Consider the following 13,929-nt stretch of genomic DNA (forward strand, 5'->3'; position numbering starts at 1 on the left):
GAATATGCAGAAGACCGGGCGGATTACTGACAGTTCCCGGACGCTGTCGTCAGAATATGTGCATTACCCAGGTTTTCCAAGCGAAAAGACGCGTCGCCCGGCCCGGGTGAGGCGCCGCAGCGGCAGTCAGAACGTCGTGCGGCGATCCGGGTCCGGCTTGCTGCGTGGACGCCAACTTGTCATATTCCTTTCATCGCATCGAGGTCGCTCGCATGGTGGGCGCGGCGCCTCCTCAAGAAACAGCTTACCTCGGGGCGTCAGGTGCGAGCAGCACGCCTTTCTTGAACACGAAGCACCCGTAACCGCGCTGTTCGCCCGTCACGATCACGCAATACGCGCTGCGCGCACGTTCGTAGAAGGCAAAGCGCTCGATCGACGCAAACGGCACGTCGCGGCCTTCAGCCGCATTCACTTCCGCCTGCGCCTCACGCTGCACGGCGGGAATCGTATCCGGCTCGCCGACCACTTCCATACGCAGGGCCGGGTGGTCGACAAAGGTGTCGAGCGGCAACACAGACAGCACGGCGCGAATCGCCCGCGCCGAATCGACGCCGTCGAGGCGCAGCGGCTTGCCGGTCACGGTTGCGCGCGCAACGGAGTCGGACGGGAAATTAGCGTCGCAGATGACCAGTTCGTCACCGTGGCCCATCGCGCGCAGCGCGTACAGCACATCGGCATTCAGCAGCGGGTCCAGATTCTTCAGCACGTGATCTCCTTCATGGTCGGTTGGCACGCAGCCCGTCTTCGGCAGTCGGTCCGCCTGCGTAAGGTAACCGCATATGCGCCGCCTGCACAGGCTTGCATCAAAACAGATGACTCACTGCACAGCGCGAACGGGCCGCAAGGCGCTTCGCCGCGCGGCCCATCATCGCGAAACCGAACGGCTGGTCGAAGGCGTACGCCGGCGTTCCGGCGCAAGCCTTCAACACAGAGACGTTGCCGCTCTCGCGGGCTCAGGCTTCGCCCGGCACTGCATCCAGAAAACCCGTGACGGCGCGCAACCGGCCACCTGCGTCAACGACGCCGAAATCAGAGCCCTTCACGACGGGGATGCCTTGCGGCGTCTCCAGCGCCCAGGAAAACCGCAGGTTATTCGCGAAGCCATCGACTTCCGACGAACGATGGAACGTGTGCCCCGGGAAACGTTCGTGGACCGCGCGGATCATCGCGTCGATGCCGTCGTGGCCGTTGCCCGCAAGCAGCGGATCGACATAGACGGCGTCGGTCGTCCAGGTCGCAGCGATCAGCTCGCGACGGCGCGCGGGGTCGGTTTCGTTCCAGGTGTCGAAGTAGCGGTCGACAAGATCGGTATGCGTATTCATCACGGACTCCTTCAATCGGATCAGGTTAAGGCGGACAGGTGAACCCGGCTTTGCGGCCCAGGGCCCGGCAGGAAGAACGCCGCGGCAGGGCACGGACTGAAGGTTCGGCGAAGCGTCTGCGGTCGTCGATTACGTCAGAGGTAAGTTTCATAAATCGAGATAAGTGACTGTTTTTATGAAAGAGAGCTGGTATTTTGACTTGTGCGGGTAGCTACTGAAATGCACAAGCGATACCAAATAAAATCAACGGTTTACAACGCGATTCCAGACGAGGGGTTGTCTCGCCTCTTGTTGTAAGTGCTGTGCGGAGGGCGTTGTCACGTGACGGTGTTGGCGACGGCTAATGAGCAACTGTCTTACCAGTCAAGCCGTGCGGATGGTTTCATCCCACGGCTTTCCTGTTTTTGCGATTGCGTTGAGAATCGTAAGCAGCTTCCGCATACAGGCAACCAAAACAAGCTTGTTTGGCCTACCGGTGGCGACGAGCCGATGATAGAAGGTCCCCATCACGGGGTTGAAGCGAACAGCCGCTAACGTCACCATGTACAGCATGCGTCTGACGGCAGCACGTCCGCCGAAGATCATTCGTTTGCCACGAGACGCTCCTGAGTCGCGGTTGAAGGGCGCCACACCGATCAGCGCACTGACCTCACACCGCGTCAGCTTGCCCAGTTCCGGCACGTCGGCAATCAGCGACGGCACCGTGGTCACCGCGGTTCCGCAGGAGGATGTGTGCAAGTTTGAAGTTATCGCGGGCCGCGTCAAATGTGACGGGATAGCGGCTCCACGATTCGCGTGCGCACTCCAGCGCCCTCCTGACACGCGTGCTGGTCGCTGCCGCACTCGACCAGCGTGGTTGGGTTCGGTCCACAATGGTTGACGTGGTCACAGATCGTGCCCAGGCTATGCGATCGCCAGTAACGTCAGTGGAGCCTTGCGTCGCACCGCGGATTCTCGACTGGTTCCACATCGGCATGAAACTTCACGCTGTGCGGTCGGCGCTATGCGCGTACACATTTCCTCTGCCCAATGTCAGACCTTGTCTGAACTGTCCATGGACGCGCCGCCGGAAGGAGCCCGCTCTGCGTATCGGGCAGATCGCAGTACGTCGGCACCGCGAAGGTCACAGGATCGTGCCGCGCGTTCGGGTAATGCACGCAGTTCGATTCATCTGTCGAGGTTCTCGACTTCGAGTAGGTACTTCGAGCAGAACAACGCGGCGACTCGGGTCTGCACTGAGGCGGTTGGCCAGCACAGCACCAGCTTAACCGCCCCCAATGGGGAAAACGTCGAACCTCACGACGATCCCCCGGTATATATTGATTATTTATTCGCAAAAAATTGCTTCAAACCGTAGACCAGTCCGGCAAAGGGGATGCCCAATGCGGCATAGACAGCTTGCGCCTCCGGCGCCGCGTTGTCAGCAAGCATTTCGACCGCAACGTTCGAGTAGCCGACCGGAATCACGCCCGCCTGCTGCATGCGGCGAATGCCCATGTCGACCTGCGTCTGACTAAAACCGCCCGATGCGTCGATGACCGCATAGCTCGAATAACCATCCGCGATGGCGGAGATCGCCGGGAACGCGAGACAAACGTCGGTGGAAATGCCGGTGACGATCAGCTTCCTGCGCCCCGTGGCTTTCACCGCCTCGACCACGCGCGGTTCGTCCCAGGCGTTCACCGTCGTACGCTCGATGCGCTGGATGCCGGGAAGCGCCTCGGTCAACTCCGGAATCATTGGGCCCCACATCTGTTCCGTGGTGGTCGTGACAATCACCGGCACCTTGAGCGCAAGCGCCGCCTTGGCCAGTCCAACGACGTTGTGCATGAGCTGTAGAGTGTCGATGTCGCGTACGCCGCTGTACAGTCCGACCTGGTGATCGACGAGCAGCAGTACCGCATTGTCACGGGTCAGGCGTTCAAGAAACGGCGAGGAATTGGCGTTCATGGCTGTGTCTCCTTTCAGTGAGGTAGTTCGGTTTGTTGCCGATGCAAAACCTGCTCGTCATATACTGATCGGCCCTTTCGCGCCGATAACCTGCCGCGCCGCCAAACAATGTCGCGCGCTGCGACCAGTAGTGCGTCTTTTCCCACAGACGCAGGACATCCATAGCCTCCTTGCGGAATTGGGCGTCCTGCTTCGCCGTGGCAGTCACGGCAGTCAACTCGAGGCGGTGCCCGGACGGATCGAAAAAGTAGATCGAGTACAGGAAATCGTCATGATTGGTCGGGCCTACAACCGGGATACCTCGTGCAAGCAGCGATTCTCTCGCTCGCTCGACGGTTTCCTTGTCCGCCACGCGAAAGGCAAAATGCTGCACCCAGTCCGGTGTTCCAGGATCTCTGCCTGACTGCTCCCCCTCATCGGCCGGCAACTCGAAGAACGCGATGCAGGCGCCATCTTCCATTTCGAAGAAGATATGAACGTGTGGGCTATAGGCGCCCGTCGAGGGCACGTGATCCTCGCCCATTGCATGGATAAACTTCAGGCCTAGCACTTCCGTGTAGAAGTCGACTGTCTCACGTGCGTCCCGGCGCCGAAACGCTGCGTGATGCAAACCCTTGCAAAGCATCGTATATTCTCCTTTAAGGCAAGCAACCCGGCCGAACCCTACCGTGTCGCCGGCACGAACCGCTGGTCGATATAGCCGAAGACAGACTGACCGTCGTGACCCACATGCTCAATGCGCACGCGCTCGCCGAAGCTGAAGAAAGGCGTCGATGCCTTGCCGTCGCGCAATGTCTCGAGCGCCCGGATCTCACCAATGCAGCCGCACCCGGCCGACTCATCCTCGTTCGATACGGTGCCAAGTCCGACAATAGTGCCCGGCTCGAACGCCCGCGTTTGAGCAACGTGGGCGATCAGATCGCCGTAGTGAAACGGCGTGTCCACACCGGTATCGATGCGGCCAACGGTTTCACCGCGCAACGAGCACAGCATCTGCCCTCCCACGAGCCCATCGTGCCAAAGCTCGCCCAGTTCGTCGGGTGTCACGGCAATTGGGCCGAGGCTCGATGCGGGCTTACCCGTCCGGAAGCCGAACGTGCGCTTCAACTCGCCGGGAAGCAGCGCGCTCAACGACACGTCATTGAGCAGCACGAAGAGCCGGATGTAGGAACACGCTTCCTGCGGACTCACGCCCATCGGAACGTCCCCGGTCACTGCAGCGATCTCCGCTTCGAAATCAATACCTAACGCATCGGAGGGCAGTGGAATGTCGTCGTCCCAGCCGAAAAAGCCATGCGATGTCCCTTGATAGACCAGCGGCTTCTCCATCAGATCATCCGGAAGCGCCTCCCCGCGAGCAGCACGGTTGCGCTTGATGTGGCTTACATAGGCGGCACCGTCAAGGTATTGATAGGCACGCGGCAAAGGCGGGCCAACTTCGCTCCACTCGATAGGCAAGGCGCCTTGCGCTTTCCCGGCGTTGAGCGCCGTATATATCGCTTCGAGCCTGGGAGCTGTCGCCTCCCAATCGTCGAGAGCAACCTGCAAAGTACGTGCAACCGAACCTGCACGCACGATATATCGCAAGTCCCGACTCACCACTACCAATTCGCCGTCCCGCCCGGAACGCAATGACGCCAGTTTCATATCTCTTCAAGCTCCCAATCCCAAGTTTCATCAACGCGATTTCCTGCGTTTGATCTTAGGCGCGGCGCCGGAAGCGTCATCGTCAATTTCCACCTACTGAACACGAACCACACCGTGGCGTGTCGGACGGCCGTTTCGTAGTCTGAGACGCCATGGATTGCGAAGAATCACTGCTCGACAGGTTGCGGCATCACGATCTGTCCGAATTCGCCGTTCTGGAAAGCGCTGATCCGATCTTCGAGTTGCTCGCGAGTGTTCATGACGATTGGCCCGTGTTTGGCAATCGGTTCGTTCAACGCCGGACCGGAAAGAACGACGAAGTGGCAATCTTCGTCAGAGACGAAACGGACCGTTGCCGTGCTCTCTGCAACGTCCTTATCCAAAGCCACACTCACTGCGTCGCCGGCCATCAGATGCCGCACCTTGCCCCCGATTTCTATCCGTAGTGCTCCCGCGACCGCGTAAATCATCCCGTTCCAGCCGCGCAATAGCTCATGGCTGAATGCAGATGAACGCGAAAGGAAGGCGTCCAGCAACGTGAATGGTTCAGGCAGTCGTACGGAGTGAGGGTTGCTGACGCCATTGCTGCTGCCCGAAACCACACGCACACGAACACCTGGAGCCTTGAACTCCGGGATCTCATGCGGTTCCACATGAACGGCATAAGGCGCGTCAAATTTCTTGCTGGCCGGAAGATTCACGAAGATCTGCAGCGCGTGAACGTGCTGCCCCTCGCCCTCAGGCTGCTCGGTATGCACCGCCCCGCGGCCGGCGGCAAACCAATGCAACGCACCCGGATTGATGGGATCGTGGTTGCCCAGCGAGTCGTAATTGACGTGTGCGCCTGTTGCATCTTCGAACACATAGGTCACCGCCGAAATTCCCGCATGTGGATGCGGCGAAAACGTCGGACCGGTCATATGAAAATGATCGAGCATGACGACGGGATCCATCAATCCGCCAAATGCCTGCTCGCCGAAATGCTTTGCCCAAAACGCTTCGCCAATGCTCATGTCGTGACCGGCGACGATGTGCGACATACGCACGAATTTGCTCATGGTGATCCTCCGTCATACCGCATTTCAGCCTCGAAGCCATCCGGGCGCGCACGCAAGGATGGCTTCGCGACTGTCCGGACGAGGACGCGAGACGCCCTCGCCGAGTCGGGTTGCCGCCTTACTTGCTGGGCGCGTTCTTCATCTGCCACACGAGGGTGGCGAACGGCATGTCGAGATCGGCATACACTTCCTGGGCCTTCGGATCGGTGTTGCCGTGCCGCATTTCCACACCGGCGGTAGCGTAGTCGGTAACCGGGATGCCGGCACCCGCCAGGCGTTGCAGCCCCACCGTACGCTTGGTCTCGCTAAACGTACCCGACGCGTCGAGCACCACACGGGGGTCGTAGCCAGCGGCCTTGAGCGTCAGGGCAGGGAACGTGGCGCAGACTTCCAGCGAAACTCCGGCAATCAGAATCTGCTTGCGGCCCGTCTTCTGGATGGCTGCCCGGACATTCGGATCGTCCCAGGCGTTGATCGAAGTCCGGCTGATCACCGGGACACCGGGAAGCGCGGCAGTCAACTCCGGGATCGTCGGGCCCCACATGCCGTCGGGCATCGTGGCGGTAACGATGACGGGGATGCCGAGCGCCTTCGCGGCTTTGGCGAGCGCCACCACGTTGTGCTTGAGTTGACCGACGTCGATGTCGCGCACGCCGGTGAACAGGCCAACCTGGTGGTCAACCAGCAGCAGCACGGTGTTGTCTCGCGACAGCAACGAATACGGCGCACCCGAAGGCGCGACCGCGTTTGTCGCAGGCGCTGTGCCGGCCGCCTCGGCCGTAGTAGCAGCGGAAGTGGCAACGACCGCCATGGCGAGAACTGCAGCTTTCAGGAAAGGAAGGGTTTTCATGATCTTGATGAACGTTGGCATTGGGATAAGGCATCGGCCTATGGGCGCCTTCGCCTGACTGTCCGGTGCACATCCGCCCCGGTTGAGATGAATCATATATACGCAACGACAAACGATAAATATGGTATTTCTAAACCTATCGTTGCACACTGGAAACGATAGGCAAGCCAACTCAAGAACACCTGGACGCCGGATGAACCCCGTATCTCTTGACCTGAACGACCTCTATCTTTTTGCTCAGGTGATCGAGCATCACGGCTTTACCGCCGCGGGGGAGGTGCTCGGCGTTAGCAAATCCCACATTTCCAGGCGGATCACCGATCTGGAAGCCAACCTCGGCGTTCGGCTCCTTCACCGAACCTCACGCCGGCTCAGCTTGACCGACGCCGGCCAGGACCTTTACGCGCATTGCCGAGCCATGATTTCCGAGGCACAGGCTGGTGAAGAGGCCGTTCGGCGCCGGACTGCCGAGCCCACAGGTCTCGTGCGGGCCAGCATGCCCGTGGCGATCACAGACATCGTGCTGGCCAGATTGCTGCCCCGTTTCATGCTGCGCTACCCCAAGGTCCGGCTGGCAATCGAGGCGAGTCACCGGCAAATTGATCTTGTCGAAGAACATGTCGATGTGGTGGTACGGGGCCTGGGTTTTGAAGTGGAGTCTTCGAGCCTCGTCCAGACCCCGCTGTGCACGGCGCGCTGGGGGTTGGTGGCGAGCCCCGTGTATCTGGCGCAGACGGGGACGATTGATGAGCCGGACGCGCTACCCCACGGCGATCTGTTGATCTATGCGTCGATCAATGAGCAGGCCACCGTACTGCGCCTGTTCGGCGCTCATGGCGATGTTGCCGTACGGACCATTCAACCCCGCCTGCAGAGCGACAATGTCGCCGCGCTGAAGGAGGCCGCATTGGCGGGTATGGGCATCGCGAGCCTGCCTCTCTATGCATGCGCGCGTGAGATCGAAATGGGGACTTTGCGCGTCGTACTGCCGGAGTGGCGCCCGCGGGAGGGACGATTGGCGGTGCTGTTCCCGACGCGCCGCGGCATGATGCCGGCGGTACGCGCGCTGGTCGACTTCCTGAGGGACGAATTGCCGCCCCTCATGGGTTAATGCGCTCGCGTCACTTTCCCTTGCGTGGCGCAGCAGTCGATCCTCTGACGATCAGTTTGGGAGGCAGCACGACCTTACGCACCGGTTGCTCGCGAACCTCGATTGCCTGCTGGAGAAGATCGGCCACCTGGCGCCCCATCTCCTCATGGCTGATGCGGATGGTCGTTAAAGGCGGTTCGACCATGTCCACAAGCGGCATATCGTTGTGCCCGACCACGGACATGTAGCGAGGGCATGGCAGCCCCTTTTCGCGCAACGCGTCGTACACGCCCAGCGCAAGCGAATCGTTCGCCGCGACGACCGCAGTCACTTCCGGGTGTGCGCTTAGCAAGCGCCGCATGGCTTCCAGCCCGTCTTCCCGAGTATAGGAAGCGGCCACCTCGCACGGCGCACGATTGCCGTCCAGCCCGTGTGATGCGAGCGCCTGCACGAAGCCTTTGCGCCTCAGGAAGCCTGTCGAGTTGTCCTCGGGACCCGCAATATGGCCGATCTTCACGTGCTTCAATTCCACCAGGTGATCAACGGCCAATTGGGCGCCAAGCAGTTCATCGGAAACGACAGCTGACAATCTCGCCTCGTCTTCCGCCCGGTTCACGAGCACCGTGGGCACACCTCTCTCGATGCAAAACGATGCCAGCGGATCGTGACGAGTGGCCGTGGCGAGGATAAGCCCGTCGACTCGCCGCGCGATGAGGCCGTGGGCAAATTCCAGTTGGGCCTCAGTGTCGGTATCGAGGTACCCGATGATCGAGAAGTACCCATGTGCTGCAAGACGCTCCGTCGCACCCGCAAGGATTGGGGTAAAGACACTCGTTGCGATCTGTGGAACCAGAATGCCAACAAGTTTGGAGCGCCCGGTTCGCAGGCTCGCCGCCACGGGATCCAGACGGTACCCGAGCTTGTTGGCGGCCTTCATGACGCGAGCCACGAGATCGGGCACGACCACAGAACGCGTCGCAGGATTCAATGCGCGCGACACCGTTGAAGCGTGGACCCCGGCGAGTTCCGCGACCTGCTTCATGGTGACCGGCCGCCGATTGGCAGGTTGGGTTGCTTTCTCTTTCACGACAAGCCTGCTTGGGTTCAGTCTGGAATGGGGTCGGGCCGTGCCGACGGGAAGGGCCAGGTACGCACTTCGCTACAATCGATTGTATCAATCGTACCCGAATAGGGAAACCACCTGAGGGTGGGTCGCCGGACTGTATCTCCAGAAATACAGGGGGCTGCCGCCCGCCGCGACGCAATCAGCGGAGGCGAGTTGGCCTTGACCGTCACACCGGCCGCCATGGAACTCATTTTTCCGGCTTGCATTCTGCAATCGATTGCAGTACATTGAATCCAGAAGCCGACAGCGATACATCCGCCGCGCGCCGTTCAGCCGGATTCCAGGCAGACGCCATGCCGCTCAAACCCCGGCAGTAAATGGCTATCTGCGCTAACGACCCTGTTGCACCTGCTTACTGCAGCCCACGAGTCGCTGCGCGTTTCAAATTCTGCAATCGATTGTAAGGAGAAGGCCAAATGGCTGAAACTTCGCTGGATAGATCAAACCTGAATCGCCCATACTGGGGCGCCATCCTTGGCGGCATGGTCGTCGAGGCTGACCGTGAACAAGAGTTCTTTACGGTCGAGGAAGCCGCGACCGCGAATCCGCTGGGACGCGTGGTGTCCGCGGACGAAGGGCTCGTAGACCGGGTCGTCGCGGATTCGCGGCAAGCGTACGAAAACGACTGGCGCCAACGCTCGCCTCGCGAGCGCACCCAGTTACTGCATCAGGTTGCCGCGAAGATTCGCGAGCACGCCGATGAACTCGCCGAACTCGAGGCTCGCGAAGTCGGCAAACCGAAGCGCGACGCACTTCGCTTCGACGTCTCTTACTGTCATGCCTGCTTCGACTATTTCGCCGGTCTCGCCGATACGCTCCATGGCGAAATCCTCGATCAAGGTGCGATCGAGGCGCGCGTGCTGTTCGAGCCGTATGGCGTGGTCGCGGCTATCCTGCCGTTCAACTGGCCGCCGATTCACTTCGCAAAGAAGTCCGCGCCGGCACTGGCCGCAGGAAATACCGTCATCGTGAAACCAGGCGAACAGGCGCCCCTGACCGTCATGCGACTGGTTGAACTGGCCAATCAGATTCTTCCACCCGGTGTTCTGAACGTTGTCCCGGGCATCAAGGCCGGCCCCGCGCTGGCGTCGCATCCCAAGGTCGAACGCATCAGTTTTACCGGCGCAACCGCAACGGGCCGCCGCGTTCTACAGAGCGCCTCAGAGAACATCACCTACGCGACCATGGAACTCGGCGGCAAGAACGCCCTCCTCATTCTGGAAGACGCGGACATGGAGGTGGCCCTGAACGTCGCCCTCGAAGGGATGTTCTATAACCAAGGGGAAGCATGCACGTCGACGGCACGGATTCTCGTCCACGAATCCCGCTACGCCGAGTTCGAAGAGAAATTTGCGCGTGCGACAGAGAAGCTCGTGGTCGGCAACGGACTGGATCCGAAAACGGACATCGGTCCGATGGTCGACGGCAAGCAGCGCGACCGCGTGATGGGATACATCGACATTGCGATGCGCGAAGGCGCGCGGCTCGTGACACAAGGCAAGCCGCCGACCGACCCGCAATACCAGCGCGGCTTCTGGGTACCGCCCACCGTGCTCGCCGACATCGTGCCGACGATGACTGTCGCCCAGGAAGAGATCTTCGGGCCGGTAGCGTGCCTGATGCGTTTCAAGACCGAGGACGAAGCTGTCGAGATCGCGAATGGCACAGCCTACGGGCTGACCGCAGCGATTGTCACGACCGACGAGAATCGCGCGTGGAAGCTCGCGCCGCGCCTCGAAGCCGGGATGATTTTCGTCAATAACTACATGCGCCGGGCGTTCCTCGGCTCGCCGTTCGGCGGCGTGAAAGGCAGCGGTTTCGGCCGCGAAAACGCGACCGAAACGCTCAAGGAATTCGTACGCTCGAAGAATGTCCGTTTCCCGTCCGGAAAGACACCGATCCCGACGTGGCCGCCGAAAGACTAAGTAGTACGCGAGCGGAAAACCGATAGTGCGGAAGGTAGGTGTCGTCCCAGGAGACAAGTACGGACGACACCAGTGTCCAAGTCAAGACACTCAGGAGCAGAGACCATGAAGAAGATACTCATCAAGAACGGCTATGTCGTCACCGTCAACGCAGGGCGTGAAGTATTCGAGCGCGGCGCAGTTGCGGTCGAAGGCAAGCGCATTACCGGCGTCTACGCGTATGAAAATACGCCGATCGATGGCTTCGACAAAACCATCGATGCCACCGGGTGCCTCGTCATTCCCGGTCTTATCAATTTGCATCAGCATCCGTGGTACTCGATGTTCAAGGGCCTGGCGGACGGCATGCTGCTCGAAGACTGGATCGACGATCTGGTTTTTCCACTGGTTCGCAATCTGTCGAGCGACGCGATGCGCCTGTCCGGATATCAATGCGCGATCGAGATGCTCGCAACCGGCACGACGACGTCATTCAACCACTCCGTCTCGGTCAGCGACGAAGCGATCGTGCAGTCGAGCGTCGAGTCCCAGGCTGAAGTGGGCATCCGTCAATTTTTTGGCAAAGAATTGCGCTGCCGCAACAGCCGGTTCCTCGACCATCCGCTTTCTCTCGACGAATCGCTTGCGGCCGCTGAAGAGGACATCCGCCGCTGGGACGGGCGACACGACGGTCTGATTCGCATGGGCATGGTCATCGAAGCCAACGCTCATTGGACCTCATCCGGCATGAGCACGGAAGAGCTCATCATTCGAGGCACGGAACTCGCGCGAAAGCTGAACGTTCGCATCAGCAGTCACATCGCCGCCGGTACGTTCTCCACCGAAAAGGGTTTCCTGAAACATTTGCGGGAAACCGGGCGCACGGATGTGCGGTATCTGATGCAACTCGGCGTGCTGGATGAACAGTGGATGCTGATTCACGGCATCCACTGCACCGAGCTGGACCTCGAACAAATGGCGCATGTGGGTGCCGGTCTGGTGTACACACCAACCAGCGAAGCAATGCGCGGCGGCGGCATCGCCCCTGCTGCGAATGCATTGCGCGCGGGCGTTTCGACTGCACTCGGCACAGACGGCGCCATGGTCGACTACACCAACGACATGCTCGAGCAGGTCAAGGCATGTGTGCTCTTCCAACACCAGCGCCATCTCGATCCGACGCGCATGCCATTCGAGCGAGCCCTGGAAATGGCGACCATCAATGGTGCTCGCGTTCTCGGCGTCGCCGATGAGCTTGGCTCACTCGAGGCAGGAAAGCTCGCCGATATCGCGGTCTTCGATATGCGGGGTCCCCATGTTGGTTCACTTCAGCGCCCGTTGTCCGCGTTCCTCGGTGCCGGCAAGGGAACGGACGCGAAGTATGTGATGGTCAACGGCGAGATCGTGTTCCGTGAAGGGAGTTTCACGAAGTTCACGGACCGCAAGGCACTTCTCAGCAACATCGAGCAGCTTGCCACGGAAATCATCACAAAGGCCGGTCTTGCATCCAGGCTCCACATGACGTGGAAAGAAAAGTGCCCTCCGCTTGTCTCCGCGCGCGCCTCGGTCTAGTCAGGCGCGCTCACCTCACCGGGTTAGATCCATGAACTATGTGAATCTCATCATCGCCATTGCGTTCCTCGCAGCGGCCACTGTCAACCTGATAGGTCCGCCTGCCATCCGCGCCGAGTTCACGAAATGGGGTTATCCGGGCTGGTTCAGAGTGACCGTGGCAACCGTCGAGCTGGTTGGGTCGATCTTGCTGTTCGCGCCCGGAGCCCATTGGCTCGGGGCTTCGATTCTTCTCGTGCTCACGCTGGGGATTCTTGCCTCGTTTGCCAGATCGAAAGAATGGATGCGGATGCAGTACCCGCTTGTATTGCTCTTTCTTCTGGCCACGAATGTCGCTGCTTGATCGATCGCACGCCGCGTGGGAATTCACCGCGTCACAGGGCAGCTACGTATCGATAACGTCCTTCCTCAACGTGTGCTGAATCTGCCTAGCCATGCCTTGCAACTGCTTCGCGAGCACCGCGATTCGCTGGCGGTCCATTCGGGAGTCAATTGCCGCGACGCTGATGGCGCGATTGGACGCCCAAGTATGTCGCCGATGTGCACGCCAATCGCAGAAGTGCCAAGCGTGACGCGATTTCTAACGTGGGCATAGCCGTTGTGCTGATACTCGTCGATCGACGCAGACAAGCTCGATCTCGCCAGCAGCCCCGGAGCGAATACGGCGGATGCAACGCTATCGATCACGAGCTGACGCTCGTCTTCGGGTCGCGCGGCAAGAATCGCCAGCCCTCCAGCACCGAGGCCACGCGGGCGGCGGCTACCTGAGTCGAGCGTCAGAACGCGGACAGGAGATGGGCCCTCGATTCGCTCAAGGCACACGGCTTCCATACCGCTGCGCACCACCAGATACACCGTATCGCCGACCTCTTCGGCAAACGCGCGTAGCAATGCCCGTGCAGGCTGCCAGATGTCGAACCGGGGCGCCGCGGCAATGCCCAGTTCGTAGGCGAGCGGGCCCAGCGCATAACGCCTCGATTGATCCATTTGAGAGGCCAAACGTTCGGAGACCAGTTGCTGTAACAACCGATGCACCGTCGAATGAGACAGGTCCGTCATGCGCGCCAGGTCGGTCAGCGCAAGACCACGGCGCCCCGCGGTGGCGAGCAGACGCACAAGTTGCAGCGAACGCTCAACCGACCTTGACGTGGATGCCATCTTTGCCCCTATCCGGTTACGACGACGTGAGTCTAGTCCCCGCGCGATTCATTTGAAAGTAGCTTGCCCGCAAGGAAAACGTGGAATGAGACCAAACGCCAGAGAAAACAACGCAATGCATGCATTGAATCGATGTTCACCAAATGAAAACGCGATCAGCACGCGCTGATTGTCCTGTTCTCGCAAGGTGTGGATCCGGTCGGCAGCCAGCGGGAGGACATTTCGAGCAATTGCGAGACATTCCGATAAGCG

The 13,929-nt window shown here is 60.3% G+C and carries 13 protein-coding genes and 1 pseudogene; 4 read left to right on the forward strand and 10 right to left on the reverse strand.

Annotation, left to right across the window (positions count from 1 at the left end; genetic code table 11):
* Positions 1-244 precede the first annotated feature (244 nt).
* The 8 genes and pseudogenes from P3T23_RS09280 to P3T23_RS09315 form a co-directional block, all read right to left on the reverse strand.
* Positions 245-706, reverse strand: a complete 462-nt coding sequence (locus P3T23_RS09280; RefSeq protein ID WP_429315883.1) for an RbsD/FucU family protein — start codon at positions 704-706, stop codon at positions 245-247.
* Positions 707-953: 247 nt separating this feature from the next.
* Positions 954-1,322 (reverse strand): nuclear transport factor 2 family protein, encoded by a 369-nt coding sequence (locus tag P3T23_RS09285; protein ID WP_429315884.1) that lies wholly within the window; start codon positions 1,320-1,322, stop codon positions 954-956.
* Between the two features lie 363 nt (positions 1,323-1,685).
* Positions 1,686-2,117: pseudogene (locus tag P3T23_RS09290) on the reverse strand (transposase); the annotation flags it as partial.
* A gap of 528 nt (positions 2,118-2,645) precedes the next feature.
* A complete protein-coding gene (locus tag P3T23_RS09295) occupies positions 2,646-3,272 on the reverse strand; it encodes an isochorismatase family protein (protein ID WP_429315885.1) in 627 nt (208 codons plus the stop codon).
* On the reverse strand, positions 3,244-3,897 hold the full coding sequence (locus tag P3T23_RS09300; protein WP_429315886.1) for a VOC family protein: 654 nt from the start codon (positions 3,895-3,897) through the stop codon (positions 3,244-3,246). Before P3T23_RS09300 ends, P3T23_RS09295 begins: the two co-directional genes overlap by 29 nt.
* A gap of 38 nt (positions 3,898-3,935) precedes the next feature.
* The gene (locus P3T23_RS09305) at positions 3,936-4,919 is read right to left on the reverse strand and encodes a fumarylacetoacetate hydrolase family protein (protein WP_429315887.1); all 984 of its coding nucleotides are present in this window, start codon (positions 4,917-4,919) and stop codon (positions 3,936-3,938) included.
* 167 nt (positions 4,920-5,086) lie between these two features.
* Entirely contained in the window at positions 5,087-5,977 is an 891-nt protein-coding gene (locus tag P3T23_RS09310; protein ID WP_429315888.1) for a pirin family protein, read from the reverse strand.
* A 118-nt stretch (positions 5,978-6,095) separates the two neighbouring features.
* Positions 6,096-6,827 carry an isochorismatase family protein gene (locus P3T23_RS09315; RefSeq protein ID WP_429315889.1) on the reverse strand — a complete coding sequence of 244 codons (732 nt, stop codon included), beginning with the start codon at positions 6,825-6,827 and terminating at the stop codon, positions 6,096-6,098.
* A 193-nt stretch (positions 6,828-7,020) separates the two neighbouring features.
* Here P3T23_RS09315 and P3T23_RS09320 point away from each other — a divergent pair, with 193 nt between their 5' ends.
* Complete coding sequence (locus P3T23_RS09320) at positions 7,021-7,938, forward strand: LysR substrate-binding domain-containing protein (RefSeq protein WP_429315890.1); 918 nt, start codon at positions 7,021-7,023, stop codon at positions 7,936-7,938.
* Between the two features lie 10 nt (positions 7,939-7,948).
* On the opposite strand, the gene P3T23_RS09325 is transcribed toward P3T23_RS09320, so the two are convergent.
* Positions 7,949-8,959: a LacI family DNA-binding transcriptional regulator gene (locus P3T23_RS09325; RefSeq protein WP_429316220.1), complete on the reverse strand. Its 1,011-nt coding sequence runs from the start codon at positions 8,957-8,959 to the stop codon at positions 7,949-7,951.
* Positions 8,960-9,459: 500 nt separating this feature from the next.
* Here P3T23_RS09325 and P3T23_RS09330 point away from each other — a divergent pair, with 500 nt between their 5' ends.
* From P3T23_RS09330 to P3T23_RS09340, 3 genes are all read left to right on the forward strand, one after another.
* Positions 9,460-10,968 (forward strand): aldehyde dehydrogenase family protein, encoded by a 1,509-nt coding sequence (locus P3T23_RS09330; protein WP_429315891.1) that lies wholly within the window; start codon positions 9,460-9,462, stop codon positions 10,966-10,968.
* A 105-nt stretch (positions 10,969-11,073) separates the two neighbouring features.
* The gene (locus P3T23_RS09335; protein ID WP_429315892.1) at positions 11,074-12,519 is read left to right on the forward strand and encodes an amidohydrolase family protein; all 1,446 of its coding nucleotides are present in this window, start codon (positions 11,074-11,076) and stop codon (positions 12,517-12,519) included.
* A 31-nt stretch (positions 12,520-12,550) separates the two neighbouring features.
* Complete coding sequence (locus tag P3T23_RS09340; protein ID WP_429315893.1) at positions 12,551-12,862, forward strand: DoxX family protein; 312 nt, start codon at positions 12,551-12,553, stop codon at positions 12,860-12,862.
* A 65-nt stretch (positions 12,863-12,927) separates the two neighbouring features.
* Here P3T23_RS09340 and P3T23_RS09345 read toward each other — a convergent pair whose 3' ends face one another.
* Positions 12,928-13,677, reverse strand: a complete 750-nt coding sequence (locus P3T23_RS09345) for an IclR family transcriptional regulator (protein ID WP_429315894.1) — start codon at positions 13,675-13,677, stop codon at positions 12,928-12,930.
* Positions 13,678-13,929 lie beyond the last annotated feature (252 nt).

The sequence above is a fragment of the Paraburkholderia sp. GAS448 genome, from assembly GCF_050435685.1.
Taxonomy (GTDB): Bacteria; Pseudomonadota; Gammaproteobacteria; order Burkholderiales; family Burkholderiaceae; genus Paraburkholderia.

Bases quoted from the DNA above. Each gene is read 5' to 3' on its own strand.
- P3T23_RS09310 (WP_429315888.1), bottom strand. From the start codon at position 5,977: ATGAGCAAATTCGTGCGTATGTCGCACATCGTCGCCGGTCACGACATG.
- P3T23_RS09345 (WP_429315894.1), bottom strand. From the start codon at position 13,677: ATGGCATCCACGTCAAGGTCGGTTGAGCGTTCGCTGCAACTTGTGCGT.
- P3T23_RS09315 (WP_429315889.1), bottom strand. From the start codon at position 6,827: ATGAAAACCCTTCCTTTCCTGAAAGCTGCAGTTCTCGCCATGGCGGTC.
- P3T23_RS09340 (WP_429315893.1), top strand. From the start codon at position 12,551: ATGAACTATGTGAATCTCATCATCGCCATTGCGTTCCTCGCAGCGGCC.
- P3T23_RS09335 (WP_429315892.1), top strand. From the start codon at position 11,074: ATGAAGAAGATACTCATCAAGAACGGCTATGTCGTCACCGTCAACGCA.
- P3T23_RS09285 (WP_429315884.1), bottom strand. From the start codon at position 1,322: ATGAATACGCATACCGATCTTGTCGACCGCTACTTCGACACCTGGAAC.
- P3T23_RS09330 (WP_429315891.1), top strand. From the start codon at position 9,460: ATGGCTGAAACTTCGCTGGATAGATCAAACCTGAATCGCCCATACTGG.
- P3T23_RS09300 (WP_429315886.1), bottom strand. From the start codon at position 3,897: ATGCTTTGCAAGGGTTTGCATCACGCAGCGTTTCGGCGCCGGGACGCA.
- P3T23_RS09325 (WP_429316220.1), bottom strand. From the start codon at position 8,959: ATGAAGCAGGTCGCGGAACTCGCCGGGGTCCACGCTTCAACGGTGTCG.
- P3T23_RS09305 (WP_429315887.1), bottom strand. From the start codon at position 4,919: ATGAAACTGGCGTCATTGCGTTCCGGGCGGGACGGCGAATTGGTAGTG.
- P3T23_RS09320 (WP_429315890.1), top strand. From the start codon at position 7,021: ATGAACCCCGTATCTCTTGACCTGAACGACCTCTATCTTTTTGCTCAG.
- P3T23_RS09295 (WP_429315885.1), bottom strand. From the start codon at position 3,272: ATGAACGCCAATTCCTCGCCGTTTCTTGAACGCCTGACCCGTGACAAT.